The following is a 26,833-nucleotide window of genomic DNA, read 5'->3' as shown; positions in this document are numbered from 1 at the left end:
GTAATTAATTTGCAATTAATTCTTTAATCTTACGTTCCAACTCTTTTTCGGGCAATATGCCCAGAATGATCTCCTGTATAACGCCTCTGGAGTCAATTAGAACATTCGTTGGAAAGGCGACCCCATTGTATTGAGCATACACGGTTCCCTTCTCGTCCAAGGGAATGGGGAACTTCAGTTGGTATTCATCCACAAAAGCTTTGGCATCTTTCAGTTTATCGTAGGATGTTACATTAACGCCATAGAGATCAAGCTTATCCTTATATTTCTCAGCCATTTTGTTCAGCTCGGGAGCTTCCTGTTTACACGGATCACACCACGATGCCCAGAAACTGACGAAAGTCGCCTTGTCTTTGGCGCCGCCCACACTGTACGGTTTCCCATCCATTGCTGTCAGAGAAAAAGGAGGTGCCAGAAGACCCGCACGCGGACCCGTCTCAGTAGGCATGGGTTCCTCCTGCTTAAATACGGCGGCAATACCATCACCCGCATTCTGGGCCAGTGCAATACCAACTAGCAAGACAACACCGAGGAGTATGTATATGTTTCGTTTCATAACCCGCCACCCTTTTATATAATTAACCTATTGAAACTGAAACCTTATTTCGTGCATGTTAAATGTTTACGACAATCTATTACAGATCACCAGAACATGATCCACCAATGTCCTCTTTAATATTGTACCCTTTTCCTTTAAAATTTTACAATCCACATCACAGAAAATAAAATGAAAAAGGACTCCTGCCTAAGCAGGAGCCAAAGAGAGAGGGGTGAATACAAATGGCAGCACTTCACGGACAGCAGAACACCTTCTACATCCCTTCTTCCGTAGAACAAGAGATGTGTAAGCACATGTTCCTTTCGCTGCCGCAAGAAGCCTGCGGGGTTATGCTGGGTGAAACCGCAGCGGGCGGTATACGAATCAGTCGGTTTCAGCCCATTCGTAACGTAGCACCTGACCCGCTGCACCATTTTGCTCTGGACGATGCCGAATGGATTCGGTGCGTTTTCTCCGAACCCAAACTCATCGGCATCTTCCATTCTCATCCGCAGACTAGTCCTGTACCTTCCCTAGAGGACATGCAAGCTCTTCCCGCCTTCGCCGGTTTGCTTCAGATGTACCTCATCGGCTCACCTGACCTAACAAGCGGGTTGCGATCGCGTATGCATCTGAACGGTTATCAGATTGAATCTTCGAAGAAATTGCCGGATAAAGCACACCAGGATCAAGCACACCACGTTGCGCCTTCTTACCATCTGCTTCCCGTTCCGTTATGCGTGACTTAGCTGGGTATACAAATCACCCAGGGTCTCCACATTTTTACGCATCATGTCCTCCAGATAACAGGACCATAACTGTGCAGTCATTTTCGAATCTTCCAGTGCATGGTGACGACCATAGATCGGAATGCCTCTGGATTCCAGTAATTCATCCAGACCATACCCCGGCCTGCTTGGTTCAAGCCAGCGAGCCAACATCATCGTATCAATTAAACGATGCGTCAGTCTTACTTTTGAAGTCCGCCACAGCGCAGCATTGAGAAAGGCGCGATCATGCGCACTTGCGTGTGCGATCAGAACATTTCCGCCTACAAAAGACATGAAATCATGCAATCCCTCCAACAAAGTTGGCGCGTTCAGTGTCATCTCCTGTGTAATACCTGTAAGTTCAGTAATATGTTCCGGGACCGCAGTTTTGGACTGCACCACCGTATAGAACTGTTCTCCTTCCAGCACCACACCACCATGTATACGGACCGCACCAAATGAGATAATCTCATCCCCATGCTGGGGTGAAAAACCCGTCGTTTCCAGATCAAATACAACTGCGTCTAACTCGTTTAGAGGCGTATGCAGAACCTCAGGTCTGCGCTGTTCTCTCATCATCGAGCGGATAAACGCCATGTGTTGCGCCGTAGGGGCTCCCATAATGGAAGCGATGGCGGAAGGAACCCCTCCCTGACGCAGCGAATTCCAGAATCCTGTATTGCCCCTTGCCGGCTCTCTCATGGACGTCTCCTTTCTGCAAAACGCAACTGTCTTTGCAAAGCACGATGCACTCGTCGTACCAACCCGAGCGTATCCCTGAGCTCATAATGAATCTGTTTTTGTTTCATCTGTTTCTCATCCAGGAACCCGCTGCTATGTTGCAAATCCCCTTGGATGATAACCGGCGTACTTCGGCGAAACTTCAAAGCGGCTATGAAGGCCCGCTGACATGCGTCCAGTAGTGTAAACGGAACAGCTTCAAGTGAAGTCAGTCTCTCCATTCTTTTTAACGTAGATGACTCCTTGATCCCATGCTGCAAAGCCAAATAACGGGCACTGTTCACAAGTGGGATGTACAAACCATACTTGACATCAAATCCACCTGCATGTTCACCAAATCGTTCTGTGACCACACGTCCAAGTACATTTAATGTAGCTTTATGTTTAACCGTATTGCGAAGAACGGCATCCGAAAGTTCAGGAACAAGTCTGAATTGTTCATAAAAACTTGTGATCCACTCCTCTGCCAAACTTTGCTGCCCCGCAACAAAACGCATGTCTGAAGCGATGATCAGATTACGAACAGGCTCCCAATTCAGATCTGAACTCCACTCTGCCAATTGTTGCTTCCATGATGCCAGCGTTTTTCTCCACAGTGACTCTGAGCACATAACTTTTCCTTCGCACTTGGCGTAACCAAGCCCTTCCAACATATCCGTGATTCGCTGTCCAAGCTCGGCAAAGTATGCCCCTTTACCCTCATGTGGGATATCGCTAATAATCATGCCATTGTCCTGATCACTCCATAACGTTGCTTCTTCCCTGCCAGAACTGCCAAATACGATAAAGGCATAGGGGACGGGAGGTTGGCCTAAGCCTTCCTCAACCATCCCCTGAATGCATAACTCTACTGCTTTCCGTGCAATCCGGTCATGCAGTTCATTTACCGTTTGGTACCACTCGATTGGCGACAAGGAAGCGGACAACAAATCCTGGAGCTCATTCTGTAATATCACACGTGCCTGGCGCAGTTCTGGAACAGACACCGCACCATCGATTCCCTGATAAGACCAGGAGTAGTTTGTAAACGAGATGGGTTCCATCATGTCCAGCCTCCTTGATGCATGTTTCAGCATTATCCAACTCAGGAGCTGAACGTACCACCATTGGATTTTGAATCTACGCTTTTCATTTGTTCAGGGTATCCGTAAGTACCGTGCTCACTGATATCCAGACCCATTGTTTCTTCTTCTTCAGTAACACGGATGCCCATGATCGCTTTCATTCCGCCCAGAATAATGAAGGACATCACCAGTACGAAGGCAAAAGCACCCGCCAGACCTAGAAGTTGTACGCCCAATTGGTGGAAGCCACCGCCATAGAACAGACCCGCTTGACCTACACCAGCATTCTCGGCAAGTTCAGGAGTAGCGAACAAACCTGTGGAAATCGCACCCCACATACCCGCAATACCATGTACGGAGAAAGCGTAGATTGGATCGTCAATTCCTTTACGATCGAAGTACTGTGCTGTGAAGAATGTGATGATACCCGCCAAAGCACCGATAACCAGCGCTGCCCAAGGCTCAACGAATGCACATGCCCCTGTAATCGCAACGAGTGCCGCAAGCACACCGTTTAACATGCTAGGAATATCTGACTTACCAAGTACTGCCCACGAGATTAACAGCGCAGCAACACCACCTGCTGCTGCAGCTACGTTAGTAGTCAATGCAACATAACCGAAGAATCCATCTCCCATGGCAGATAACGTACTACCTGGGTTGAATCCAAACCAACCGATCCAGAGGATAATAACCCCGAGTACCGAATACACTTGGTTGTGACCTGGAATGATGTTAGGTTTGCCGTCTTTGTTATATTTACCGATACGTGGTTTCAACAAGATGGTAGCTACCAATGCTGCAGTCGCACCAGTTAAGTGAACTACCGTCGATCCTGCAAAGTCTTGCATACCCAGCTCAGCCAACCAGCCGCCGCCCCATACCCAGTGAGCAACAACCGGATACATAATAATGGTATACAATGTACCAAACACGATATATACGCTCATCTTTGCACGTTCAGCCATACCACCGCAGGCAATGGCCAGAGATACCGCCGCAAAGGCGAGGTGGAATACAAATTTGATAGTCAGTGGAACATCGGAGAAAGCCAGTGATTCGAAGGAAGCAGCCATACTGTCTCCACTTAGGAAGAATCCGGTAGTTCCAAAAAATCCATTACCATTACCGAAGCCTAGACCAAAACCCAGCCCCCAGAAGGCAATAACTGAAATTCCCAATGTCAGGATGGTCTTACCTGCAATGTGTCCTGCATTCTTCATCCGTGTTGAACCCGCTTCGAGTAAAGCAAATCCCCCTTGCATCAAGAATACGAGTACCACAGCCAGAAACGTAAAGGCTGAGTTCAAACCGCTTTGAAGTTCAATGTTAGTTGGACCCTCCGCAGCCGCAAATGCGCTGACCGGAAAAGCGAACAAAGTAAGCATTACTAACATGGAAACCAACCATTTCTTTCTCATATACCCCACTCCCTCTTATGTTAAGTTTCTTCACATAACGTGAAACTCTTAATGTCATTATAAGCAGAAGAGAGGAAAGTTGACAAGAGTATTTTCATCAAAACTGAAAATTATTTCTGGGAATAAAGTCATACGTCTTTTTCTTGCACTTAAGTACATAATCACATTCTATGAGTACATAGATATAGAAATGCGGTATCCTGATCACCAAAGCATAACGTTTGACTGTACGGTTAAAGATCATGTATCATACTTATTAGTAAGAAAAATTGGGCGTAGTATAGAAATTCGCAACTGGAAACTACAATTCCCTACATTTGAACTTGCAAGCGAGGTGAATATCATTGGGGATATGAAACTTTTTCGGATTGGCGAACTCGCCAAGACCGCTGGTGTGAGTGAACGGACGATTGATTATTACACAAAGCTTGGGTTGATCGCTCCCGAAGAACGTACACAAAAAAATTATCGTCTCTATAGTAATGAAACTTTAACGAGGCTTGAACGTATTGTACAGATGAAACAAGAGAAGTATAGTCTCGACGAGATTAAGCAATCTCTTGAGAAGTGGCGTCTGGTTAGTACAGAAGAACAAGTTGCCAGCAAATTGACAACATTGGAACTTCACGTACAACAACTTGAGCGAGAGGTTAATGAACTCAAACCGCTACTTGGAGAGATGAAACCTGTACAAGCACGCAAAATGATGGCAGGACTTCTCACCAAAAGCGCCGGTACAATGGAGGCACTTAAAATCTTGCTTGAGAACACCATGATGTAGCTTATTTCAGAAAGCGGAGGAATGAATATGAGTTTTAATAACGGTATGTTCGTATTGATCATTATCGCCTTTTTGCTCTCTTTATGGGCGCAATTTCGCGTTAAAGGTACATTTAGACGTTGGTCGGAGGTCCCGAACCAAAACGGAATGACGGGTTACGATGCTGCTCGCCAGATGCTGGATGCTAACGGCCTGCATGATGTTCCCATTGAACCTGTACGCGGCACGCTCTCAGATCACTACGATCCGATCAATCGGGTTGTACGGTTATCAGAACCAGTATATTATGAAAACTCAATCTCAGCTGTTTCGGTAGCCTGCCATGAAGTTGGTCATGCCATTCAGCATAAAGAAAGTTATCCAATGCTGGCACTGCGTCACCGGATCTTCCCCATTGTGAATTTTGCATCCGGATTAGCTCCATTCCTGCTGATTGCAGGATTCCTCTTCAATGCCATGAACCTTGTAGGGATCGGTATCATCTTCTTCTCTGTAACTGTAGCATTCCAACTCATCACGTTACCGGTTGAGTTCAATGCGAGTAACCGCGCTAGAGAAATTATGGTATCTGAAGGGTACATCCGTAATGAAGAAGAAAAAGGTGTTGCAAAAGTCCTGAACGCCGCAGCCTTGACTTACGTCGCTGCAGCGTTGATCTCACTGCTTGAGTTGATTCGTTACATCGGAATCTTCAATAGCCGCGATTAATTGCATAGCTCATACAACAAAAACAATACCCCACCGTTAATCGGATGGGGTATTGTTCTGTTGTAAACCAAAATAATGAAGCAAAAATGAACGAAAGGACTGGGCAACCAGCGGCAACTTGTCATCTGCACGGTGAATTAACCCAATGGTCCGTGTTACTTTTGGATGGGAGATGGCGACATGTGCCGGTTGCAACGGGTTTGTCTGGAATAGCGCCATCTCAGGCAGGAGGCTGACCCCCATGCCCGCAGCGACCAATCCGCGGATCGTGTCGGTCTCTTCCCCTTCAAAAGCAATTTTGGGTGTAAAACCAGCTTCCAGACAGGCATGCCACACAATAGGACGAAGAGAATAACCTTTGCTAAACAATACAAATTTATCATCCTTGAGTTGTTCAAGCGCAATGGTCTCTTCACCAGCTAACGGGTGATTCGGAGGAAGGATGGCATGTAATTCTTCCGTGAGTACAATATCACCAGCCACTTGATCATGCTTCTCTGGAAAAGGAGAAATGAATGCCAAGTCTACCTCTCCCGATAACACGTCACGAATCAATGTAGGGAACATCCCCTGCTTGAATCTGAATTTCACGTTAGGGTAGCGCTGACGAAAAGCAGCTACAACGGAAGGAATGAGATGAATCCCCAGGCTATGCGGGAATCCAATGCGGATCTCCCCATGCTCCGGGTCAAGAAACTCATGAACTTCCCCGACTGCTTTGTCCAAATCTTTTAATATACCTTCAATTCGTTTGCAAAAAAGCTGTCCTACTGCAGTCAACTGCAGGTTTCGCCCCTTTTGCATAAAAAGGTCCACGCCCAGTTCTTCTTCCAGCTGATGAATCTGACGACTCACCGCCGACTGTGCCACATGCAGCTCTTCAGCAGCCTGTGTTACATGTTCCTTCTGTGCCACTTTCAAAAAGTAATGCAACTGTCTTAATTCCACTCGTCCTGATCGCTCCAATCTGTTATACCCTACTTATCCTTGACTGCATTCCATCTTGAGAACGTTCTGACTACCGCTTTAAGCTGCGAGGTTTCCACAACCTGATCAACAGTCCGTAAATAAAGAATCCACCCAACAATCCTCCGAGGTGCGCCATCCAATTGATGCCCGACATCGCGAAAGAGAATACGATCCCGAACAAAAGCAGCGTGTACATCGTTTTGCGCGAAGCCTCGTCCATCATCGTTCGTTGGAACAGCGCTACATACAGGAATGCACCATAGACGGCATAGATCGCTCCAGAAGCACCAACGGAGATGGTGATACTTCCAATCGAGTTGTACCATGCAACAGCAAGGATATTACCCAATACACCACCACCCAGATACAATACACCATACCTTACCGACCCGAGCAGACGTTCCATTGGTGGTGCAAATACAATTAACGCAAAGCTGTTAAACAATAAATGACTGAAGCCCGCATGCAGGAAGATCGATGTAATGTAACGCCACCACTCCTGTGCGAACAGTTCATGATTCGTAAGTGCCCCGAATTTCAGCAGCACCATATTGTTCGTTGAGCCACCGTTCACCGTTAACACAATAAACATCACAACATTGGCAATTAAAAAAATCGACGTCAAAGGGAAATACTTCAGATAACCTTTCCAGTTCTCATAGCGAATAAATATCATAAATTTCTTCTTTCACTCCACCCTGTTCAGATCGGACTTAATCTCTGATCCATCGTAATGGTACATGTCCGAATTGGACAATGCCTTTCATAAAAGATTATAATGGATTTTGGCACGGATCACCAATTTATAAGGAGGAACATTATTATGACACAAGAACGTACAGGCGCAGCCACATTCAAAGGCAACCCTATTACATTGATCGGACCCGAACTGAAAGTGGGCGATCAAGCACCTGATTTTACACTGAGCAAAAACCTGGTTGAAGATGCTTCCCTGAAAGACTACGCAGGCAAAATCAAATTAATCAGCGTTGTTCCTTCCCTGGATACTGGCGTATGCGATGCGCAAACTCGTCGTTTCAACGTTGAAGCTGGAGAACTGGGAGACAATGTTGTTGTCTTGACAGTAAGCGTTGACCTCCCGTTCGCTCAAGCCCGTTGGTGCGGGGCAGCTGGTGTCGACCGCGTAGTTACATTGTCAGACTACAAAACACGTTCTTTCGGTGAAGACTACGGCGTTCTGATCAAAGAATTCCAACTCGACATGCGCTCCATTTTTGTTTTGGATGCCGAAGACCGGATTACATATGTGGAGTATTTGCCTGAAATGACAGACTCCCCTAACTTCGAACAAGCCATTGCTGCTGTAAAAGCTTTGCTGTAGAAGTTACCACACGTTCAGAACAAAAGCGAGGAAGGTTAACCTTCACTCGCTTTTTGTTATTTATCATCTATTTCAATCATTCGCTTTATACTTGCTTAGCTTCTTGTCCAGTACGGAGAATAAGTTCATAATCGTGCGATAATTCGAACCCAAATCTCCAAGCGAACCACGTGAAGCTGAATACATATCCACCGCACTACGAACAGGACTTACCGAGATAATGGAAACTGTAATATCCATCGTCCGTCCAAAGGTAGTCCGCTTCTCCAGTATAACTTCTCCAACAGAAGGCACTTCGTGCAGCACTTTATAACCCGGAATTTTTTTGAGTGTTGAAGAAACCTCTTCCCAAGCTCTGTCTTTAGATAAGTTATAATACCGTGTTTTTAATTTGGGATCCTTGGCTCGATCGCTGGTCCCCTCCATGCTGCGGATGATACCGACGAGCGTTCTCTTTAAGGTCAAGACCCTTCCTCCTTTGATTGTAACCGTTCCATTTATGTATCTAAGTGTAACATTGTTCAAGTAGTAACAAAAGGGTAAGCATCATATTTATCACAAAACCAATCAAAAACAATCATCACAACTTAAAAGCACCCTGAGATTCCTTCAGAAGAGGGAAAGTCAGGGTGCTGTACATGAAAATTTAGGAACCCGCCTATGCCGTCCGGCTACATTGTCTTATGAACCTGCTTGGCAGGTGGGTGACCGCAAAAATGCTTTTTGAAGTCCCCATGTCGTATAGACAGGGCTTTTCAGCAACATTCTGTGTTGATCTCCCGAAGACATCATCATTGGTTCAAAACAACGAATAACCGAAACGTACATCGCAGGATGTACAATTATTATATCCCTAACTGTGTAAAAAGTAAATGGCGATTCATCATGTTTTATTTTTGCAATGTAATGTTTTTGTCGTCTGATGGCTCAGATGTTTCACCATTCTCTGCTGATTGTTCAGCCAGCGCAGCAGCTTCCTCTTCTTCCTTCTTCAACTGCATCTTTTCCATCTGCTCCTGCATTTTGTTGAAGGTTGCGTAGAAGTTAAAGAACGCGAACCAGGCAATGATGCTGATAATGAAGAAGACGAACAATACCGGATAACGGAAACCAATGTAGAACAGTAGTCCGCTTCCCAGCAATGTGGAAAATACACGGAATGGTCTGATCAGCGTTAACAGTACTGCATTTTTGATAATGAGTCCAATGGACATGTGATAATGCACAACCATTGAGAAAAAGTTAAAGAGTGATACAAATAACAAGAGAAGCAGCACAAGCATGATGATTCCCACGAGCTGCATGTTGCGGAACTGGGTCATGTACACCGTATAATCCAGATACATGATCGCGAACAACAATGTGTAAAAAATGCCCCCGATTAAACTTTGCTTGTAGTTTTCTTTGTAACCTACAAAGAACGTACGGAAGATCGGCACATCCGTATCTCCCATATTCCATTTACGAACAACCGTAAACAGCGCCGACGTCGCCGGGAATAGTGTAAGCGGTGCCACAATGGCTATAGCCCAGTTCATTTGCAATGATTCGTTGGCGAGGTTCTGCTGCATAACGAGCAGTTTCATAATCAAGAAAAACAAGAACGGAGACGAACAAATAGCCCACAACAGATTGGTTGCGGCAAGTCTCGTAATCCACTCTGTAAGCCGGTAGATCCCACCCATAGCTCCTTTAAATTCCAAACATTTCTCCTCCTCCGCAGCCTTGCGTATTACCTGAAGTCTAATATTAATATACCTTATTATAGATAGGAAAAGCCAGTACTTCCCGAAAAGAGATCAGCTCCGCCTTTGACCAGCGCTTTGCATAATCAGCAAAAAAGAAAATAGCCATCTAAAAATAAAAAAATGGAGCAGTTGCCTGCTCCATTTCAAGTTCACACATTTATATTACTCGAAAGAGGAATCTTTTGCTGGACGACGTCCTTCGTTGGAGCTTGGACGAGGTTTGCGGTCACGGTTGTAACCACCTTCTCTGCTTCCGCCACCAGTGCTGCTGCCGCTGTTACGATCACGGTTGTAGCCACCACGTCCGCCGCCACTGCTGTTGCGATCACGGTTGTAGCCACCACCACTACCGCTGCTGCGGTTACCGCTATAGCCAGATGGTTTACGTCCGCCAGAGCGAACATCCGGTTTGCGACGCTTCGCACGGATTGGATCTTCAGGAGTCAGGTCAACTTGAGCATCTTTTTTGTCACCTGTCAGGAGCTTCAGAGCAGCCGACAACAGTTGAACAGAATCATATTGCTCAAGCATTTGAATCGCGATACCTTTGTATTCGTTCAATTCGCCCGATTGTACGATTTCCAGCAAGCGTTCTGCTGTCAAACGTTGTTTTCCTTCAACAGCTTCTGCCATTGTTGGCAGTGGTTTACGTGGAATACGGTGACGTGTTACACGCTCAATGAAGTGCAAGTGATCAATCTCACGCGGTGTAACGAAGGACCAAGCAGCACCCTCTTTACCCGCACGACCTGTACGACCGATACGGTGAACATAGCTCTCCGGATCTTGCGGAAGGTCAAAGTTCACAACGTGAGTTACGCCGGATACATCGAGACCACGTGCAGCTACGTCTGTTGCAACGAGTACATCAATGCTGCCGTCACGGAACTTACGCATTACTGTATCACGTTGATTCTGGGAAAGGTCACCATGGAGACCATCAGCAGAATATCCACGTTTTTGCAGAGCTTCAGCCAATTCATCAACACGACGTTTGGTACGTCCGAATACGATCGCCAGTTCAGGAGATTCCATATCCAGCAAACGGCTAAGTGCTTCGAATTTTTGACGCTCAGGAACTTCAATGTAAGCTTGGTCGATCAATGGTGCACTTACTTGTTTAGGAATTACAGATACGTGTTCAGGGTTGTTCAAGAATTGTTGAGCCAATTTTTGAATGTTAGGAGGCATTGTTGCTGAGAACAGCATCGTTTGACGCTCGTCTGGTACTTGTTTCAGGATAGACTGAATATCCTCCATGAAACCCATATCGAGCATTTCATCTGCTTCATCCAATACAACAGTTTGTACATCATCAAGTTTGATTGTTTTGCGGTTGATGTGGTCAAGGAGACGTCCAGGTGTACCAATGATAATTTGTGGTTTTCTTTTCAGTGCGCGAATCTGACGAACGATATCTTGTCCGCCATAGATTGGCAGGGAGCGCAGACCTTTGAAGCGAGTGAGTTTTTCGATCTCTTCAGCAACTTGGATTGCAAGTTCACGTGTAGGTGCCATAATGAGGGCGCGGATTTTTTCGTCACTTTTAGTGATTTTGCTGATCAATGGAATACCGAATGCAGCTGTTTTACCAGTACCCGTTTGTGCTTGACCAATCAAGTCTCTTCCTTCAAGCGCCAAAGGAATTGATTTGGATTGGATTGGTGTTGCTTCTTCAAACCCGAGCTCAGTGATGGCTTGCAGCACCAGCGGTTCAAGATTGAAATCTGTGAAATTTAAATTTGTCAAAATTATTCATACTCCTTTTATATGGTGGACATGGTGGACAATCCACTTTGTTGTCTGTATTCTTAAGTAGCGTTAATATTTATAGGGTATCCCAACTGGGCAAATTATTTTCACGAACGATTATAATTCCATGAATGGGTCCCCAACATAAGACTAAAACTACATACATGTGTTTGAAACATTTCAAATTTTATCGTTCCATTTGGGAAAAGTTTCCTACTCAAGAATATCCACAAATCATTATATCACAAAACAATTCAAGATTACCAGCAATCTGGTTTTAAATATAAATGAGGTGATTAAATTGCCCAAAATAATTTGGCACTCTTTAGTGATCATTTTGGGTGCCGCAGCTATTGCTTGCGGCTTTAACTGGTTCTTGGTCCCCCATCAGCTTTTAAGCGGCGGGGTGTCCGGTATTTCAATGCTTCTGGGTTATTTTACAACGTTGAATCTTAGTATAATGTATTTTGTTCTTAACATTCCCCTGCTCATTGCAGGTTGGTTTATTCTTGGACGTCGTTTCATTACATTAAGTATTCTCTCGGTAGCAGCCACTTCTTGGTTCATTGCGCTTCTGCCTGTTTTTGCTGTGGCTACAGACCCTTTGCTTAGTTCTGTATTTGGCGGTGTACTCATTGGAATGGGCACTGGCGTTTCCTTCCGCGTCGGCGGCTCCACAGGAGGACTCGACATTGTTGGGTCCATTTTCACACGTAAACGAGACTTTCCGATTGGTACAGTGATGGCCGGCATGAACGGTTCGATTATTATGCTTGCAGGATACCTGAGTGACAATTGGAATACAGCGTTGGCCTCCATGGTATCCATTTACATCACGGGCAAGGTGCTTGATCTGATCCATATCAGTCATGTCAAGGTAACCCTGTATATTATCACAAACGAAACCGAAGCCATGTTAAAAAAATTACTTGTTCGGCCTCGTGGAGTTACCAAAATTAAGACTCAGGGAGCATACACGGATATTGAAAAGGACATGCTCATGACCGTTACCACCCGCTACGAGCTGGTTGAAATTAAACGTATAATCAAGGATACCGATCCAAATGCTTTTGTTAACATAGTGGAAACGGTTGGTGTTATGGGCTCATTTCGCAGAAGTTAAGACACCTGTACGGTTAACAATTCACAACATTGTGGTATAATAACGGTGTACGGCTCCTAAATATGTTGTATAGCAGGTTCAACCCTTCAATTTCACAGGCCATATGCTTTCCCGAATGCACCGAATGACTTACCATTTTGGAATTCGAGTAGGAAAGGGTGATTAATGTGGATATGGAAACGGTAAAACTGTTTGAAATTGTCAACAGATGGTGCCCGGAAATGCTCCCTTTCTTGAAACCGAATGAACTCGACTCACTGATTGTCCTCCGGGATGGGCTGGGCATCCTGGAACAGGGAGACGCAATGGAAATCATTCAGTACAGTATTTGTGAGCATCAAAATGAGATTTACATTCAATAATTTTTTTCAGATTGATCACGCCGCTTTTTGCAGGGGATTTCCTCTGCAGGAAGCGGTTTTCATTTTTTCCATGTGTTTCATTACTTGCTTAATATGGTTAAAAGCCCGGAGGCTTTAATGTATAATTCATATATGGAATGCACATAAGGGAGTGGAAATGAATGAACATGTTTTTGGCTTTATTGGCTATGGCCTTTGGAAGCTTTGGTAGTACCCCCGCAGCAGCGGATCAGGGAAACCCCCAGTTCCAATCGTTAACCAACAGTTTTAACACCGCAATCATCCAATCTCAAAAAGATCAGGTCGTTATTGATGCTGATAACCCACCTGCCAAAATGGATCCTCAACCTGACGCACCTGTGGTCAAAGGTATTTACGTCACAGCCTACAGCGCTGGCGGCGCACGTATGAAAGAATTGCTGGAACTGACAGACAGTACCGAACTAAATGCCATGGTCATTGATATCAAAGACGATCTCGGATACATAACTTATCCCACAGAAAACAAAGCGCTACAGAAAATGGGCAAATCCCAACCCTTTATTCGGGATATCGATGCCTTGATGGAACGGCTGCAAAAACACGATGTCTACCCGATCGCACGTGTCGTTGTATTCAAAGATACGATTCTTGCCAAGAAGAATCCAGAGCTTTCCTTCCGAAATAAGGATGGATCCGTCTGGGCCAATGGCAAAGGCGACAGCTTCGTGAATCCGTACAGCAAGGAAGTGTGGGACTATAATATCGAGATTGCAAAGGAAGCAGCCAAACTTGGATTCAAAGAAATTCAATTCGACTACGTTCGTTTCCCGGAAGGTTTCGAAACTCGGGCCGATGTACTGAAATATACCAAGTCCGACAAGTCACGGGTCGATGTTGTGGCTGAATTCGTGCAATATGCACGCAAGGAGCTCGCGCCGTTAGGTGTTCGTGTCTCAGTGGATATTTTCGGTTATGCCGCTTCTGTACCTGCAGCTGAAGGCATTGGACAAGATTTTGTGAAAATATCCGAAAATGTGGACGTCATCTCACCGATGGTATACCCTAGTCACTATTCAACGGGATGGTATGGAGTGAAGGACCCTGACAAAGATCCTTACACGACCATCAAGGGCTCCATGGAAGACACACACAAGAAACTGGACCCTACCAAAGAGCTCAAACCCGTCATTCGTCCGTGGATTCAGGACTTCACGGCAAGTTGGCTTGGAAGTGGGCATTATATCAAGTATGGCAAGAAACAAGTGGAAGACCAGATTAGAGCGATGAAAGACATGGATGTGCATGAATATCTGCTCTGGAATGCGTCCAATCGTTATACATCCGGTGTACAATATGAGTAATCCGCACTTTTGCATATCTTTGTATTCATCCAACCTCGCTCCGCTTCAGGCGGAACGAGTTTTTTTATGCTTGCCTTTCTCGATTGTGCCTCTCTTCTGCTTCTGTCCCTATTCAAATCGGACAAAATCCACTACAATGAATAGCTGTCCAGATATGACACTTGGATGACATCACTTTAGAATAGCGAGGCACTGCCAGTGAACATGAACACAACAAGTTTTTCACAAAAAGTGAAGCAATTCCTGATTATATTTTTGCCCATCTTCACCACTCAAATCGCCCTCTCTGCCATGTCGTTCTTCGATACGAATATGTCAGGCAAGTTTTCCCCGGCCGACCTTGCAGGTGTTGCGATTGGCACAAGTCTGTGGATGCCAGTTCAAACTGGACTAAGCGGCATTCTAATTGGCATAACCCCCGTTGTATCTCATCTGTTAGGTTCCAAACGTAATGATCAGATCGGATATAACGTCATACAGGCGTTGTATCTTGGCATTGCTGTCAGTCTAGTCGTTATCGGAGCCGGGGCCTTGTTACTTGGCCCTATACTAAACGGAATGCCTTTGGAACCTCACGTTGCCCAAGTGGCCTTTTATTTTCTGTGTGCACTCGCTTTTGGCATTATCCCACTCTTCGGGTATACCGTGCTACGCAGCTTCATGGATGCACTTGGTCAGACGCGAACGACAATGTTCATTACACTGGTCTCGCTGCCCGTTAATATCTTGCTGAATTATCTGCTGATATTCGGCCGCTGGGGCTTTCCCCAATTGGGCGGCGTTGGTGCTGGAGTTGCTACAGCTTGTACGTACTGGCTCATCTTTCTCATTAGTCTCTTTTTTGTCCATCGGATGGAGCCTTTCGCCCAATACGGTATTTTCCGTCAGTGGACCCGCGTATCCCTGGCCAAATGGAAAGAGTTACTCAAGATCGGGGTTCCGATTGGATTCGCGACTTTTTTCGAAACGTCCATCTTCGCTGCGGTGACTTTAATGATGAGCCGATTTGATACCACAACGATCGCTGCCCATCAGGCGGCTCTGAACTTCGCTTCTACGCTCTACATGCTGCCTGTGAGCATATGTATGGCTCTTACGATCCTTGTAGGTTTTGAGGCAGGTGCAGGGCGTCTGAAAGATGCCAAACAGTACAGTCTGCTTGGCATTGGTGGAGCCATCGGACTCTCCCTGCTGACAGCCATCGTGTTGATTGTGTTCGGTGAACAGATTGCAGGTGTGTACTCAAACGATCGAGAGGTCATTGCACTTACGCAGCATTTCCTCATTTACGCCATTTTCTTTCAGATCTCGGATGCCATTGCTACACCGACCCAGGGAGCATTGCGTGGCTACAAAGATGTGAATCCGGCACTAATCATTACGTTCATAGCTTATTGGATTATTGGCTTGCCTGTTGGTTATCTAACGGCTACATATACTTCTCTCGGTGCCTTTGGATACTGGATCGGACTCATTGCCGGCCTTGCTGTAGGAGCAACAGCGCTTCTCTGGAGACTCTTTCGGATACAAAAACATGCTGCACTGCGCAAGGCGTAACATTAATATTCACTTCCGTAAAAACGTAAAACAACAAAAAGAGCACAATCCGTTCATGCGGGATTGTGCTCTTTGTTTTTGAATCGAATTATTGGGACAAACGTTGTGCAAGCTCGTAAGTCTCCATATCAAAATCTTTTTTCGTGTTAACGACTTTATCAATATCCGTCAGGGTAAGTTCACCCTTGATAATGCCACAACCTTTGTCTGTCTCGCCTGCGATCAGACTACGAACAGCGAAGTCGCCCAGACGGCTCGCCAAGTTACGGTCGAAAGGTGTTGGCGTACCCCCACGCTGAATATGACCCAGAACGGTTACACGCGGCTCATATGTCGGGCAACGTTCCATCAGTTCTTTCGCCACATCCTCACCCTTGCCCACGCCTTCTGCAACGATGATAATACTGTGACGTTTACCATGTGCAAAGTTAGCTTTCATCCGATCTGCCACTTCGTCCATGTCAAACGGAACTTCCGGCACAAGAATGGTTTCAGCACCCGAAGCAAGTCCGGCATGCAGAGCAATATCCCCACAGTGACGACCCATAACTTCAACGATGGAAGAACGTTCGTGTGAAGACATCGTATCACGCAATTTGTTTACTGCGTCAACTACTATGCTTACAGCTGTATCAAATCCGATCGTATAGTCGGTGAATGAAATATCATTATCAATTGTTCCTGGCAGACCCATTGTGTTAATGCCCAGTTTGCTCAGTTTGTTTGCTCCGTTGTAGGAACCGTCTCCACCGATAACAACCAGACCGTCAATGCCACGTGCACGCAGAATGTCCGCACCTTTTTGCTGGCCTTCAGCTGTGTAGAACTCCTTGCAACGTGCCGATTGAAGAACCGTTCCCCCACGTTGGATGATATCCCCTACACTCCGCAAATCCATTGGGAAAATGTCATTATTCAAGAGACCTTGGTATCCACGTTGAACTCCATATACTTCGAGACCGTGAAACAGTCCGCTGCGAACAACCGCACGAACGGCCGCGTTCATCCCCTGTGAATCACCACCGCTCGTTAACACTGCGATTTTCTTTACTGCTGTCATGATGTTTCTTCCTCCTCTAGTTTCACTTCAGGCTCCGCAATTACACCTGACTTACATATTTTTCCGTATCCAGCGACTGAAAATGAAGAAAAATATTCTCGTCATCGGACTATTCTTCATCAGACGTTTGGATACGACGCGAACTTCCTGCTGTTCGCTGACTTTGGGATCAGACAGGTAAATGGCAATCAGTCCTTCGATGATCATCCGGTGAAAGGAGCTTCCCGGGATCTTCTGCACATCGCTGCGTGCCATCTCCACAATAAAAGCAATTCTGTCCAGCATGGTCTCTACATTCTCATAATAGTTGCAGAAGTTGAGATCTCCCCCGATGCGGTCCTCATCCTGATCAATTAAATAATCGAGCATAATGTGCAATGCGCATACATGTGGGAAATAGGCCGTGTGGATCGAGGCCGCTTGCTCTTCAGTCAACTGATCGTCACTCGCAGCCAGAAACAGCATGAAAACGCCCAGTGTAGAGCCAGTCGCAGCAGCAAATTCGTTCCAACGAAACTGAGGTGTACGATGACGATGCTTCGACCACCATTCGAGCAGTGCCGTTTCTCTCAGTTCCGGCTTGATATGCTTATATACCTGCAGGTCCGTGTATAGGCCTGCCAGATCCTGAATTTGGGGCTTGGCGGACGCATAGCCTGGTAACTGAAGGGTCAGTTCCTGACATGTGGTCACCAGATTCCGCAGATATCCACCGTCATCCTGCTCCTCACGGAGGGCATAATAATTGACGGGAATTGCTTCGGGATCTACCGCATCAAGCATAGATTGATGGAGAAGACGAAAGTCATCCGGGTCCATCGATGTGCTGCGGTCGCACAGATTGTCCAAATAATCACTAATAGTCTGATATGAAACGATCAGCGGAATCAGAATGTGTCTGTTGGGCAAATCAGCTAACGCGTAGACGGTTCCGCCTTCACAGTGAAACTGTTTATCCTTTAGACTGGCAAGTGCCTGCGTACGCAATTCCTCATTCGGAATTGCCTCAGCCTGAGCACGCCATCCATTCAATGCCTTCCGTGTTTCCGGAATGGTGTATTTGTACACCCCTCTCATCAATGCCAGCGGTCCACGCGGATATTGATGACGTTTTCGATTTGATTGGCTCAAAATAAATGTGCCTCCACTTGGTTGAATACGTATTAGAGCGATTTTTAACCATTCCTATTATAATATGATCCCCTTAATTGTACAAATGATCTGCCGCATATTCCGCGCAAAAAATCGCATCCGCGCTCAAAGCTTTGTGATATACTAGGCATATTTCATCCATCAAAGGAGTCGTTGACATGTCGTCAAGTGAATCACTTTCGTGGAGACGGTTATTTTCTTTTTTTGTGCCACTTGGCATTTCCGCCTCTCTCGTCACCATTTCTCACGTCATTATAAACAGTACATTAGCACGTTCCGCTCATCCCGAGACGGTGATTGCCAGCTATGCCATCGCCGGTAGCTTGTTAACCCTCACGGAACGCCCCTCCACCCTGCTGCGGCAAACCTGTTCCGCACTGGTTCGCGATCGCCTATCCTTTCAGGCCCTCACGTTTGTGACCAAAATATTTCTTGCCTGTGTACTTCTTATTGGTTTTCTGATCGTATATTCTCCCGTGGGTACCGGGGTGTTCAAATATCTGTTTGGTGTAAGTCCTGATCTGCTGAACAAAGTCATCGACGTATATGAAATTCTCATGTATGTGAGTATCTTCTCAGTGATCCGCAATATCTATCAGGGGATCATCATTACGAATAACCGAACCAAGTGGTTAACCATCGGCATGATATTCCGTTTAGCCGGCATGTACGGCCTATCCCTGTATTTCATCTACACAGACAGCATTGACAGTGGACGTGTAGGCGCTATCATTTTTGCTGCGGGCATGATGATTGAAGCGCTGGTCAGCTTTTTGGAGGGAAACAGCATTAAGCGCAAGATGCCAGCCAAACTTGAGGATCATCCCGTTGAGAGCAGGGGAGACGTATTTCGCTTTTATAAACCGCTGCTGCTATCCAGCTTTGTAGCCCTGTTTATAGGCCCCGTCATTAACATCGTACTTGGCAAAACGACCGGGATTGCACTGGCCATTTCATCGTTTGCCATAGCAAGCAGTCTGATGCAGTTGATGCTAAGCTTCTTTACATACATTCATCAGATCGTGCTCAATTTCTACCTTGTGGACGCCAAACTGGTACGAAAATTTGCACTGGTCACCGGATTTATTCCGTTTGCCATGATGGTGTCGATTGCCTATACCCCCTTGGGACCATGGGTACTCGAAAATGTCATGAGCGTTCAGGGCGAACTGTTGAAACAAAGTCTGTGGACACTGCGTGCGTTCGTGTTATTTCCGCTGATCTTCCCTTTTCTGGATTTCAGCAATGGCATCATTCTGCTTCGCGGTCAGACAAAAACGATGTTTCGTTCGCAAACGGCGAATGCAATCTGCACGGTAATCGTGCTGCTTATACTGGTTAGTATTTTCCCTGCGTGGAACGGCATGATTGGCGCTGTAGCGCAATCCCTTGGCCTGCTCGCCGAACTTACTATTGTTTGGCTTGTCATCCGACGCACGCAGAAAGAACCTACAATGTCCACACCACCTACTGGTAAATCACCCTCCCTAAAAGGGTAATAAAATTATTGAACTGTTATCAGGATTGGAGTCTCTCATCATGAAATTAGGTCACAACGCCCGCCCGGATCAGAACTGGCTGCGGGCTCTCATGTTCACCATTTTCGGTTCCACCGTTCTAGTGGTTTCCTACTTCCAGCTTTACTTCAGTCATCTTGGCTTCAGTCGGGCTGAGATTGGTTATCTCTACGGCATTGGTCCTCTCATCTCCGTGTTCTCCAATATGTTCTGGAGCATGGCCAGCGACCGTTACCAAACAGTACGCAAAGTGATGATCATTCTGCTTGGTGGTCAATTGATTACAGGAGTCATGCTCGCCAATGCAACAACCTTCGGTCAGGTATTTGTACTTGTCACCCTGTTTTACTTTTTCTATTATCCGGTCTATCCACTCTCTGATACGATGGCGATTACAACGGCCAGCAAGTACGGTCGAAATTTCACTTCCATTCGAGTCTTCGGATCGATCGGATATGCCTTCTTTGCATTAAGTATCGGGTATTTCCTTGGATCTTTTGGTCCAGCCTGGACGATCTGGGTTTGCGTTGGTCTTGCGGCCACTACACTGTTAATCAGTTTTCAATTGAAGGATCAACCTTCGGGAAGTAGTAGCAAAATGGATCTATCGGGGCTATGGGCTATTTTGAAACGCAGAGAGGTACTCACCTTTTTTGGCTGTGTATTTTTGCTTGCCATGGGACATCGGATGAACGAAGCTTTTCTTACCATCACGCTGAAAGAGCTGGGTGCCAGTGAAGGGCTGATCGGTTGGTCTTTGCTGATCTCTTCTGTAAGTGAGATTCCCATATTTCTGCTGCTCAGCAAGTATGGAAACCGTTATAAGGAACTGCCGCTCATTGCTTTTGCTGCGCTGATGTACACGGTTCGTTTGCTTCTGATGTCCATATCCGATACACCGGCAGCTGTCGTTGCCATTCAGACGATGCACAGTGTGACCTTCGGTATTTTCTACGTTACGGCAGTCCGTTATATCATTCGTCTGGTTCCGGACGGTTACAGGGCTACGGGTATGGCTTTGTTCACTATTGTCTGGTCCAGTGCTTCGGGACTGCTTAGTGGAACGTTGGGTGGACTGTTGCTGGAACACGCGGGCAGACAAACCTTCTATCTCACCGCTATGGCGTTCTCTCTGGCTGCACTGATCGGTTTCGGATTAAAGTTATGGTCCAGCATGACCAATCGTGTGTCTTGAACACACAAGACACCTGCACCATCTTCAACCGTGATTTACATCGTAAATTGAGAATCAAAAAAAGCACAGCCTCCCTTGGGGGACTGTGCTTGGGTTCTTAATATTCAGCTACAAATTTATCATGTATAAGAAGTCCGTTGACCGGATAAATTCTTACAGTTTGTTTACGTTAGCTGCTTGAGGACCACGGTTTCCATCAGTAATTTCGAATTCTACCGCTTGACCTTCTTCCAATGTTTTGAAGCCGTCTCCTTGGATTGCGGAGAAATGTACGAATACGTCCTCGCCGCCTTCAACTGAAATAAAGCCATAGCCTTTTTCTGCGTTAAACCATTTAACTGTACCTTTCAAATGAAAAACCTCCTAAAAATATCGCCATCTATGGCGAATACCCTCATTATACTGTATGGGCTTCCATTTTGCAATTTAACTTTCCATAAATGTCGAAAAAATTTGCTTTGAATCGTAGGGTACGGTATCATTTTACCAAAACCGTTAGTTTGGAGACTACCTATGATAAAAAAACATGAAATATACAAAACAGACAAGTGGAATATGATGACCGTTGAAGTTCAAGGCAAATATCTCGTACTGCGAGAAATTTCGGAAGAGTGGGGCGAAGAATGCCACACTTTCCTCAGTCGTCCTGCCTTAATGCACTGGGCTGAACGCCGTTTTCCAAAAGCAGATTTTGAGAACCGTGAGGATGAATGGCGTCAATTGATGGCTGCCTTCAAAGGGGTCTAACCCATGCAGCTTGACTCAAGCAATGTCGTCATTTTTATTATCCTTGCCTTCTCCCTTGGTATTGTGCTTATTCTGGGACGCAATTCTATCCCGGATCGACTGAGACGTGGAATGGCGCTTATTGCTACCCTGCTCATTTGTTTCGCCTTTTTCCTGATCGTTTATTTTCTGTATAACATGGGAACCTAATCACAAAGAACCGTGATACTCAAATATTTCAGCGTGCCTAAGGTCATACTATACGAGATTATTCGTATTGTAAGGAGGAAGGCCGTTGAAATACCAGAAATCGCTATCTGTTATACTGGTACTTAGTCTGATTCCTTCGTCTCTCTCCGCACAGGCAAGCGAGACGAAGGCAGCTTCGTCCAAACATTCATCAGATTATCAAAGGAGGATTTCCATGAGTCAATTATTGAAACGTTCCGAGGTGCCGGCTGAGCATAGCTGGAAACTGGAAGATTTATTTGCCGATCAGAAAGCCTGGGATCAGGAATATGAAGAAGTATCGTCTTTGACCAAGAAGGCCTCCGAATTTCAAGGTAAACTGGGTCAACCTGATGTACTCAAATCTTGCTTCGAGTTCGAAGATGAGATCAGCCTCAAAATAGAACGCCTTTTTGTATATGCACGTATGCATCAAGATGAAGACACAGCTAATCCTACATATCAAAACCTGTCCCAAAAAGCCCAGAAATTAGGCGTACGGGTTGGTGAAGCACTCTCTTTTGTCACTCCAGAGATTCTCTCCCTTCCGGATGATCAGTTGGACGCGTTTATCGCCAACGAAAAACTCTCTGCTTATACGTTTACTCTTGAAGAGATGAAACGGGAAAAAGCGCATGTTCTTAGCCAAGCGGAAGAGGCTTTGCTTGCACAGGTAGGCAACCTTTCGCAAGCACCACAGACCATCTTCAGCATGCTGAATAACGCCGATCTCAAGTTTCCAAGAATCAAGGATGAACATGGTAAAGAAGTCGAGCTGACACACGGCAGCTACATTCAGTTCCTTGAGAATCCTAATCGTGAAGTTCGTGAACGTGCCTTCAAGGCGGTATATGAAACCTATGCCAAACAGAAGAACACGATTGCGGCTGCCTTGAATGCAAATGTAACCAAAAATATGTTCTATGCTAATGTTCGGAAGTACCCTTCCGTAATGGAAATGTCCTTATATGGAGATAACATCCCAACGGATGTGTATACGAATCTGGTAGACACGATTCACGAAAGCCTTCCGTTATTGCATCGTTATATGAATCTGCGCAAAAAGTTGCTGGGCGTGGATCAATTGCACATGTATGACCTGTTCGCTCCACTCGTAGACGAATACAAAATGGATATCACCTATGACGAAGCGAAACAAACCGTTAAAGACGGTCTGAAACCACTCGGCAAGGACTATGCAGATGCATTGCAGACTGGATATGATAACCGCTGGATCGATATATACGAGAATGAAAATAAACGCTCAGGCGCATATGCCTGGGGCGCGTACGGCACTCACCCGTATGTCTTGTTGAATCACAAAGATAACCTGAACAGCATGTTCACCCTTGCTCATGAAATGGGTCACGCTCTGCATTCACATTACTCGGATACAGCACTTCCGTATCGTGATGCCCAGTACACCATCTTCCTAGCTGAGGTTGCATCCACAACCAACGAAGCGTTATTGATGGATTATCTGCTTAACAAATCAACAGATCCAAAGGAAAAATTGTATCTGTTAACTTATTACGCAGACCAATTCCGTACAACGGTATTCCGTCAGACCATGTTTGCTGAATTTGAGAAAATCATTCACGAACGCGCGGAACAAGGTGAAGCATTAACACCACAATTGTTATCCGAGATCTATTATGATCTGAACGTTAAATATCATGGTAAGGACATGGTTGTTGACAAAGATATTGAGATGGAATGGGCTCGTATTCCCCACTTCTATAACAGCTTTTACGTATATAAATATGCTACTGGCTTCTCCGCAGCGACCAGCTTCTCCAAGCAAATCCTGGAAGAGGGCCAGCCGGCTGTTGACCGGTATCTCGGTTTCCTGAAGAGCGGGGGCAGTGACTACTCCATTAACATTCTGAAAAAAGCAGGCGTGGATATGTCTACACCACAGCCAATTCGTGAAGCCATGAGTGTGTTCAAGGAATTGATTGAACAGATGGAGGAACTAACCAAGTAAGGTTAACGTTCCATGTGACCTGCATCCCTTGCCCGTTGGGCAAGGGATTTTACAATCATTGAAAGATGCAACATACTCGAATATGGGTAATGCATACTAGTTCTCAATTGTTCAACAAGGAGGCAACACCATGAAAATGCAATGGGCACTCATAGCAGGTCTTGTTTTTGCACTGCTCACAGGAATCTTTGCGGTTATTAACGTTGATTCTGTTCAGGTTAACCTGTTATTTAGCACGGTTCAAATCCCGCTGATTTTACTGATCCTCGGCTGCACCCTGATCGGTGGGATTATTGTAGGTTCATATGGCATCTATCGCCAATACCGACTGCAACGCGAGAACAAGCAATTGAAATTGCGTGTATCTGAATTGGAAAGTTCGGCTACAAGCAACTCTTCGTTCGATTCATTCAAATCGATGGATTCGCTTGACTCAACTGAACCGGACAGCCTATTGGAGAATGATTCGATCCAAAGTCAGCGCAAAGGAAATCCTACCGGGACATTGTAACCAACAGAATCAGCCTGCTGGCGAGTCAGGAATGGTAGTATCACATTCACTCCCCCAGACAGGCTGTATTTGTTTCATACCATACCCACGTTTCAAGGAGGAAATTACACAATGAGTTATACCATTGATGAATCTTACGTTCTGTCTTTTCTGAAAAAATTGCTGGATACACCAAGTCCAAGCGGCTACACCCATCATATTATCGAGATGATTAGCCAAGAAGCTCAATCACTGGGCATCACTTGTGAGCTCAATAATAAGGGTGGTGCCGTGCTTACTTTGCCAGGGCAGGATTCATCCAAGACGATTGCTCTGAGTGCCCATGTGGATACGCTAGGTGCCATGGTACGCTCCATTACATCCCACGGCACCTTGAAATTGACTTCTGTCGGTGGATTTACCATGCAAAGTATCGAAAACGAATATTGCAGCATCCATACTCGGGACGGAAAGACATACACAGGCACCATTCTCTCCCTTCACCCGTCTGTACATGTATATCCAGATGCACGTACCTTTGAACGGACCGAGAGCCATATGGAAGTGCGAATTGATGAAGTTGTCTCCTCCAAGGATGATGTGTTAAAACTCGGGATCGCTGTTGGTGACTTTATCTCCTTTGATGCTCGTGCAGTTATTACCCCAAGCGGTTATATTAAATCACGTCATCTGGACGACAAAGCCAGTGTAGCTGCATTGTTCGGCATCCTTGAGTCTGCCCATCGCGAAAGCTGGAAACCAATACATAATGTTTCTCTGCTCATCTCTAACTACGAAGAAGTCGGACATGGCGCCTCGTATATCCCTGCAGAAATCAGTGAAATGATCGCTGTAGACATGGGAGCCATGGGCGATGATCTGAGTTGTAAAGAAACCGATGTATCCATATGTGCCAAAGATTCTTCTGGACCGTATGACTACGATATGACCAGTCGTCTCATTGAACTGGCCAAACAAGATGGGTTGGATTACGTTGTGGACATCTACCCCCACTATGGCTCAGATGGAAGTGCAGCACTACGCGGAGGAAACAATATCCGAGCAGCACTGATCGGACCGGGCGTTCACGCATCTCATTCCATGGAGCGCACACATAAGGATGCTGTCTTGAATACGGCACGCTTGCTCGCTGCCTACATTACAACGAAGTAAAACAGAATCATCCATCTACGAAAAAATCGTGAATAACATCCATATGTACGTCTAAGCAAAAGGACACTTCCAAGCACAGCCATTCGGTGCGATGAGAAGTGTCCTTTGCTGTCCTATCTCTTAATCTGCCTGTTCCACATAGGCATGATATTTATGCTCCAAACGCTCTAACTCTGCCCTATGGTTACGCATTTCATTGCTTAACACATGCATGGTCTGTCGAACCGCACTCAGTCCATCTTTCACCTGACGTTCGGCTTTACGAATTTTGTCCTGAACCATCCAGTCTACAAAGAGGTTATCAAAGAAATAGTCTGCGAAAGAAAGCAGGCCTCCCAGATGCAGATCCGCATGTACTGCCATCTCTACATCCTCCAATTCCTTTTGAAAACGTCGTAGACGCTTTCCTGCATCCATAATGGCGACCTGAGCGTCATCCATACGTCCCCGCTTGATATGTGTGGAGATTACCCCACCACCCATCATGTCATATATGCCCCAATTACCTGCCGAAGCCAAAGCCTTCTCGGCACGTTCAAGGGCATAGACCAGGTATTCCCCTTCCCGGAAAGCTTCGTCCAGTTCCTGAAGTTCACTCGCCAGATGTTCCCGATTTTCAGCCATGTGTTGCAACTCAGCATCCTGGTCCAGCAGACGACCTTCCTTCTTCCCCCACAGAGCGTTGTAATCGCTTTGCCAGTATTGATACTGCCGCCCGCCCTCCAACTCCTGCTCCACATGAATTCGTTGCTCCTGTACGTCTTGTAACATGCGACAAGCGGTATCGTATGCAGCCTTGCTTTCCATCAGTTCGAGTTCTTCCTTCTCCAGCCGCTCCGTTTTCTTGCCAATCAGCTGATAGAAAAATGCTGCCAATGTCATACTGTTCAGTCGATCAACATCTTTCTGCTCCTTCTGGAGGTGCTCCTGACGACGTTTTACCTTTGCTTCCCATTCAGTTTCTTCCGTTTGAAGCTTCTCCAAACGCTTGGTCCATTTCTCGTAAATTCTCCCCTTTTCCTTGAGTACCGCCAACTGTTCATTGATTTCTTTATACATAAGTATGGTGTTCTCTCCCTTCTATGG

Annotated in this window: 28 protein-coding genes and 1 other RNA gene; 15 read left to right on the top strand and 14 right to left on the bottom strand. The window is 45.8% G+C overall.

What is annotated here, in order from left to right:
* Nucleotides 1-4 precede the first annotated feature (4 nt).
* The gene (locus MKY85_RS10160) at nucleotides 5-556 is read right to left on the bottom strand and encodes a TlpA disulfide reductase family protein (RefSeq protein ID WP_342572510.1); all 552 of its coding nucleotides are present in this window, start codon (nucleotides 554-556) and stop codon (nucleotides 5-7) included.
* A gap of 224 nt (nucleotides 557-780) precedes the next feature.
* Here MKY85_RS10160 and MKY85_RS10155 point away from each other — a divergent pair, with 224 nt between their 5' ends.
* Entirely contained in the window at nucleotides 781-1,287 is a 507-nt protein-coding gene (locus tag MKY85_RS10155; protein ID WP_342572509.1) for a Mov34/MPN/PAD-1 family protein, read from the top strand.
* On the opposite strand, the gene MKY85_RS10150 is transcribed toward MKY85_RS10155, so the two are convergent.
* From MKY85_RS10150 to MKY85_RS10140, 3 genes are read right to left on the bottom strand one after another with little or no spacing between them, the layout of a single operon-like run.
* Entirely contained in the window at nucleotides 1,273-2,010 is a 738-nt protein-coding gene (locus MKY85_RS10150) for an exonuclease domain-containing protein (protein WP_339241186.1), read from the bottom strand. The two genes, MKY85_RS10155 and MKY85_RS10150, sit on opposite strands and share 15 nt — an antisense overlap.
* The gene (locus MKY85_RS10145) at nucleotides 2,007-3,095 is read right to left on the bottom strand and encodes a DUF294 nucleotidyltransferase-like domain-containing protein (RefSeq protein WP_339260279.1); all 1,089 of its coding nucleotides are present in this window, start codon (nucleotides 3,093-3,095) and stop codon (nucleotides 2,007-2,009) included. Before MKY85_RS10145 ends, MKY85_RS10150 begins: the two co-directional genes overlap by 4 nt.
* Nucleotides 3,096-3,133: 38 nt before the next feature.
* Nucleotides 3,134-4,534: an ammonium transporter gene (locus MKY85_RS10140; protein ID WP_339260276.1), complete on the bottom strand. Its 1,401-nt coding sequence runs from the start codon at nucleotides 4,532-4,534 to the stop codon at nucleotides 3,134-3,136.
* A gap of 352 nt (nucleotides 4,535-4,886) precedes the next feature.
* Here MKY85_RS10140 and MKY85_RS10135 point away from each other — a divergent pair, with 352 nt between their 5' ends.
* A complete protein-coding gene (locus tag MKY85_RS10135) occupies nucleotides 4,887-5,315 on the top strand; it encodes a MerR family transcriptional regulator (protein WP_017689377.1) in 429 nt (142 codons plus the stop codon).
* Nucleotides 5,316-5,342: 27 nt separating this feature from the next.
* Nucleotides 5,343-6,023, top strand: a complete 681-nt coding sequence (locus MKY85_RS10130; protein WP_338593613.1) for a zinc metallopeptidase — start codon at nucleotides 5,343-5,345, stop codon at nucleotides 6,021-6,023.
* A gap of 36 nt (nucleotides 6,024-6,059) precedes the next feature.
* Here the strand turns inward: MKY85_RS10130 and MKY85_RS10125 are convergent, their stop codons facing one another.
* Together MKY85_RS10125 and MKY85_RS10120 are read right to left on the bottom strand one after the other, a co-directional pair.
* Entirely contained in the window at nucleotides 6,060-6,971 is a 912-nt protein-coding gene (locus MKY85_RS10125; protein WP_339241179.1) for a LysR family transcriptional regulator, read from the bottom strand.
* A 70-nt stretch (nucleotides 6,972-7,041) separates the two neighbouring features.
* Nucleotides 7,042-7,668, bottom strand: coding sequence for a rhomboid family intramembrane serine protease (locus MKY85_RS10120; protein ID WP_342572508.1), 627 nt, complete (start codon nucleotides 7,666-7,668; stop codon nucleotides 7,042-7,044).
* 147 nt (nucleotides 7,669-7,815) lie between these two features.
* Between MKY85_RS10120 and tpx the strand changes: the two genes are divergently transcribed.
* Nucleotides 7,816-8,334, top strand: a complete 519-nt coding sequence (gene tpx / locus MKY85_RS10115) for a thiol peroxidase (protein WP_339241177.1) — start codon at nucleotides 7,816-7,818, stop codon at nucleotides 8,332-8,334.
* A 72-nt stretch (nucleotides 8,335-8,406) separates the two neighbouring features.
* Here tpx and MKY85_RS10110 read toward each other — a convergent pair whose 3' ends face one another.
* The 4 genes from MKY85_RS10110 to MKY85_RS10095 form a co-directional block, all read right to left on the bottom strand.
* Nucleotides 8,407-8,799: a DUF1499 domain-containing protein gene (locus tag MKY85_RS10110; RefSeq protein ID WP_017689382.1), complete on the bottom strand. Its 393-nt coding sequence runs from the start codon at nucleotides 8,797-8,799 to the stop codon at nucleotides 8,407-8,409.
* Between the two features lie 182 nt (nucleotides 8,800-8,981).
* A non-coding RNA gene (ssrS, locus tag MKY85_RS10105) (6S RNA) lies at nucleotides 8,982-9,173 on the bottom strand.
* Between the two features lie 51 nt (nucleotides 9,174-9,224).
* Nucleotides 9,225-10,037, bottom strand: coding sequence for a DUF624 domain-containing protein (locus tag MKY85_RS10100; protein ID WP_017689383.1), 813 nt, complete (start codon nucleotides 10,035-10,037; stop codon nucleotides 9,225-9,227).
* A 207-nt stretch (nucleotides 10,038-10,244) separates the two neighbouring features.
* On the bottom strand, nucleotides 10,245-11,831 hold the full coding sequence (locus MKY85_RS10095) for a DEAD/DEAH box helicase (protein WP_339303112.1): 1,587 nt from the start codon (nucleotides 11,829-11,831) through the stop codon (nucleotides 10,245-10,247).
* A gap of 304 nt (nucleotides 11,832-12,135) precedes the next feature.
* On the opposite strand from MKY85_RS10095, the gene MKY85_RS10090 reads away from it, so the two are divergent.
* From MKY85_RS10090 to MKY85_RS10075, 4 genes are all read left to right on the top strand, one after another.
* Nucleotides 12,136-12,957 (top strand): YitT family protein, encoded by an 822-nt coding sequence (locus MKY85_RS10090; RefSeq protein WP_091017520.1) that lies wholly within the window; start codon nucleotides 12,136-12,138, stop codon nucleotides 12,955-12,957.
* Nucleotides 12,958-13,130: 173 nt separating this feature from the next.
* A complete protein-coding gene (locus MKY85_RS10085) occupies nucleotides 13,131-13,319 on the top strand; it encodes a hypothetical protein (protein WP_029880762.1) in 189 nt (62 codons plus the stop codon).
* Between the two features lie 161 nt (nucleotides 13,320-13,480).
* Nucleotides 13,481-14,662, top strand: coding sequence for a putative glycoside hydrolase (locus MKY85_RS10080; protein ID WP_342572507.1), 1,182 nt, complete (start codon nucleotides 13,481-13,483; stop codon nucleotides 14,660-14,662).
* Nucleotides 14,663-14,866: 204 nt separating this feature from the next.
* The gene (locus tag MKY85_RS10075) at nucleotides 14,867-16,219 is read left to right on the top strand and encodes an MATE family efflux transporter (protein ID WP_339243000.1); all 1,353 of its coding nucleotides are present in this window, start codon (nucleotides 14,867-14,869) and stop codon (nucleotides 16,217-16,219) included.
* An 88-nt stretch (nucleotides 16,220-16,307) separates the two neighbouring features.
* On the opposite strand, the gene pfkA is transcribed toward MKY85_RS10075, so the two are convergent.
* Both pfkA and MKY85_RS10065 read right to left on the bottom strand, forming a co-directional pair.
* A complete protein-coding gene (gene pfkA / locus MKY85_RS10070; RefSeq protein ID WP_253433325.1) occupies nucleotides 16,308-17,279 on the bottom strand; it encodes a 6-phosphofructokinase in 972 nt (323 codons plus the stop codon).
* 51 nt (nucleotides 17,280-17,330) lie between these two features.
* On the bottom strand, nucleotides 17,331-18,410 hold the full coding sequence (locus MKY85_RS10065) for a tetraprenyl-beta-curcumene synthase family protein (protein ID WP_342572506.1): 1,080 nt from the start codon (nucleotides 18,408-18,410) through the stop codon (nucleotides 17,331-17,333).
* A gap of 179 nt (nucleotides 18,411-18,589) precedes the next feature.
* Between MKY85_RS10065 and MKY85_RS10060 the strand changes: the two genes are divergently transcribed.
* Nucleotides 18,590-19,930 carry a multi antimicrobial extrusion protein MatE gene (locus MKY85_RS10060; RefSeq protein WP_342572505.1) on the top strand — a complete coding sequence of 447 codons (1,341 nt, stop codon included), beginning with the start codon at nucleotides 18,590-18,592 and terminating at the stop codon, nucleotides 19,928-19,930.
* 40 nt (nucleotides 19,931-19,970) lie between these two features.
* Nucleotides 19,971-21,143 carry an MFS transporter gene (locus MKY85_RS10055; RefSeq protein WP_339241166.1) on the top strand — a complete coding sequence of 391 codons (1,173 nt, stop codon included), beginning with the start codon at nucleotides 19,971-19,973 and terminating at the stop codon, nucleotides 21,141-21,143.
* A 153-nt stretch (nucleotides 21,144-21,296) separates the two neighbouring features.
* Here the strand turns inward: MKY85_RS10055 and MKY85_RS10050 are convergent, their stop codons facing one another.
* Entirely contained in the window at nucleotides 21,297-21,494 is a 198-nt protein-coding gene (locus MKY85_RS10050) for a cold shock domain-containing protein (RefSeq protein ID WP_017689394.1), read from the bottom strand.
* A gap of 162 nt (nucleotides 21,495-21,656) precedes the next feature.
* On the opposite strand from MKY85_RS10050, the gene MKY85_RS10045 reads away from it, so the two are divergent.
* The 5 genes from MKY85_RS10045 to MKY85_RS10025 all read left to right on the top strand — a co-directional run bounded on the left by MKY85_RS10045 (nucleotide 21,657) and on the right by MKY85_RS10025 (nucleotide 25,747).
* The gene (locus MKY85_RS10045; protein ID WP_017689395.1) at nucleotides 21,657-21,890 is read left to right on the top strand and encodes a hypothetical protein; all 234 of its coding nucleotides are present in this window, start codon (nucleotides 21,657-21,659) and stop codon (nucleotides 21,888-21,890) included.
* A 3-nt stretch (nucleotides 21,891-21,893) separates the two neighbouring features.
* Nucleotides 21,894-22,079, top strand: coding sequence for a hypothetical protein (locus MKY85_RS10040; RefSeq protein WP_047842378.1), 186 nt, complete (start codon nucleotides 21,894-21,896; stop codon nucleotides 22,077-22,079).
* Nucleotides 22,080-22,293: 214 nt separating this feature from the next.
* The gene (gene pepF / locus MKY85_RS10035) at nucleotides 22,294-24,084 is read left to right on the top strand and encodes an oligoendopeptidase F (RefSeq protein WP_339241165.1); all 1,791 of its coding nucleotides are present in this window, start codon (nucleotides 22,294-22,296) and stop codon (nucleotides 24,082-24,084) included.
* A gap of 130 nt (nucleotides 24,085-24,214) precedes the next feature.
* Nucleotides 24,215-24,595 carry a lipopolysaccharide assembly protein LapA domain-containing protein gene (locus MKY85_RS10030; RefSeq protein ID WP_339241162.1) on the top strand — a complete coding sequence of 127 codons (381 nt, stop codon included), beginning with the start codon at nucleotides 24,215-24,217 and terminating at the stop codon, nucleotides 24,593-24,595.
* Between the two features lie 111 nt (nucleotides 24,596-24,706).
* Complete coding sequence (locus MKY85_RS10025) at nucleotides 24,707-25,747, top strand: M42 family metallopeptidase (protein WP_339260269.1); 1,041 nt, start codon at nucleotides 24,707-24,709, stop codon at nucleotides 25,745-25,747.
* Between the two features lie 120 nt (nucleotides 25,748-25,867).
* Here MKY85_RS10025 and MKY85_RS10020 read toward each other — a convergent pair whose 3' ends face one another.
* Nucleotides 25,868-26,806, bottom strand: coding sequence for a hypothetical protein (locus MKY85_RS10020; protein WP_342572504.1), 939 nt, complete (start codon nucleotides 26,804-26,806; stop codon nucleotides 25,868-25,870).
* Nucleotides 26,807-26,833 lie beyond the last annotated feature (27 nt).

This window comes from Paenibacillus sp. FSL R5-0749 (genome assembly GCF_038595085.1).
In the GTDB taxonomy this organism is placed as follows: Bacteria; Bacillota; Bacilli; order Paenibacillales; family Paenibacillaceae; genus Paenibacillus.
The sequence above is the reverse complement of the archived record's forward strand: the minus strand, read 5'-3'. Positions and strand labels throughout refer to the sequence as shown.

Coding starts and splice junctions, on each gene's coding strand:
- MKY85_RS10055 (WP_339241166.1), top strand. CDS start 19,971: ATGAAATTAGGTCACAACGCCCGCCCGGATCAGAACTGGCTGCGGGCT.
- MKY85_RS10060 (WP_342572505.1), top strand. CDS start 18,590: ATGTCGTCAAGTGAATCACTTTCGTGGAGACGGTTATTTTCTTTTTTT.
- MKY85_RS10040 (WP_047842378.1), top strand. CDS start 21,894: ATGCAGCTTGACTCAAGCAATGTCGTCATTTTTATTATCCTTGCCTTC.
- MKY85_RS10160 (WP_342572510.1), bottom strand. CDS start 556: ATGAAACGAAACATATACATACTCCTCGGTGTTGTCTTGCTAGTTGGT.
- MKY85_RS10130 (WP_338593613.1), top strand. CDS start 5,343: ATGAGTTTTAATAACGGTATGTTCGTATTGATCATTATCGCCTTTTTG.
- pepF (WP_339241165.1), top strand. CDS start 22,294: ATGAGTCAATTATTGAAACGTTCCGAGGTGCCGGCTGAGCATAGCTGG.
- MKY85_RS10080 (WP_342572507.1), top strand. CDS start 13,481: ATGAACATGTTTTTGGCTTTATTGGCTATGGCCTTTGGAAGCTTTGGT.
- MKY85_RS10075 (WP_339243000.1), top strand. CDS start 14,867: ATGAACACAACAAGTTTTTCACAAAAAGTGAAGCAATTCCTGATTATA.
- MKY85_RS10135 (WP_017689377.1), top strand. CDS start 4,887: ATGAAACTTTTTCGGATTGGCGAACTCGCCAAGACCGCTGGTGTGAGT.
- MKY85_RS10155 (WP_342572509.1), top strand. CDS start 781: ATGGCAGCACTTCACGGACAGCAGAACACCTTCTACATCCCTTCTTCC.
- MKY85_RS10145 (WP_339260279.1), bottom strand. CDS start 3,095: ATGATGGAACCCATCTCGTTTACAAACTACTCCTGGTCTTATCAGGGA.
- MKY85_RS10020 (WP_342572504.1), bottom strand. CDS start 26,806: ATGTATAAAGAAATCAATGAACAGTTGGCGGTACTCAAGGAAAAGGGG.
- MKY85_RS10045 (WP_017689395.1), top strand. CDS start 21,657: ATGATAAAAAAACATGAAATATACAAAACAGACAAGTGGAATATGATG.
- pfkA (WP_253433325.1), bottom strand. CDS start 17,279: ATGACAGCAGTAAAGAAAATCGCAGTGTTAACGAGCGGTGGTGATTCA.
- MKY85_RS10120 (WP_342572508.1), bottom strand. CDS start 7,668: ATGATATTTATTCGCTATGAGAACTGGAAAGGTTATCTGAAGTATTTC.
- MKY85_RS10140 (WP_339260276.1), bottom strand. CDS start 4,534: ATGAGAAAGAAATGGTTGGTTTCCATGTTAGTAATGCTTACTTTGTTC.
- tpx (WP_339241177.1), top strand. CDS start 7,816: ATGACACAAGAACGTACAGGCGCAGCCACATTCAAAGGCAACCCTATT.
- MKY85_RS10030 (WP_339241162.1), top strand. CDS start 24,215: ATGAAAATGCAATGGGCACTCATAGCAGGTCTTGTTTTTGCACTGCTC.
- MKY85_RS10025 (WP_339260269.1), top strand. CDS start 24,707: ATGAGTTATACCATTGATGAATCTTACGTTCTGTCTTTTCTGAAAAAA.
- MKY85_RS10085 (WP_029880762.1), top strand. CDS start 13,131: ATGGAAACGGTAAAACTGTTTGAAATTGTCAACAGATGGTGCCCGGAA.
- MKY85_RS10150 (WP_339241186.1), bottom strand. CDS start 2,010: ATGAGAGAGCCGGCAAGGGGCAATACAGGATTCTGGAATTCGCTGCGT.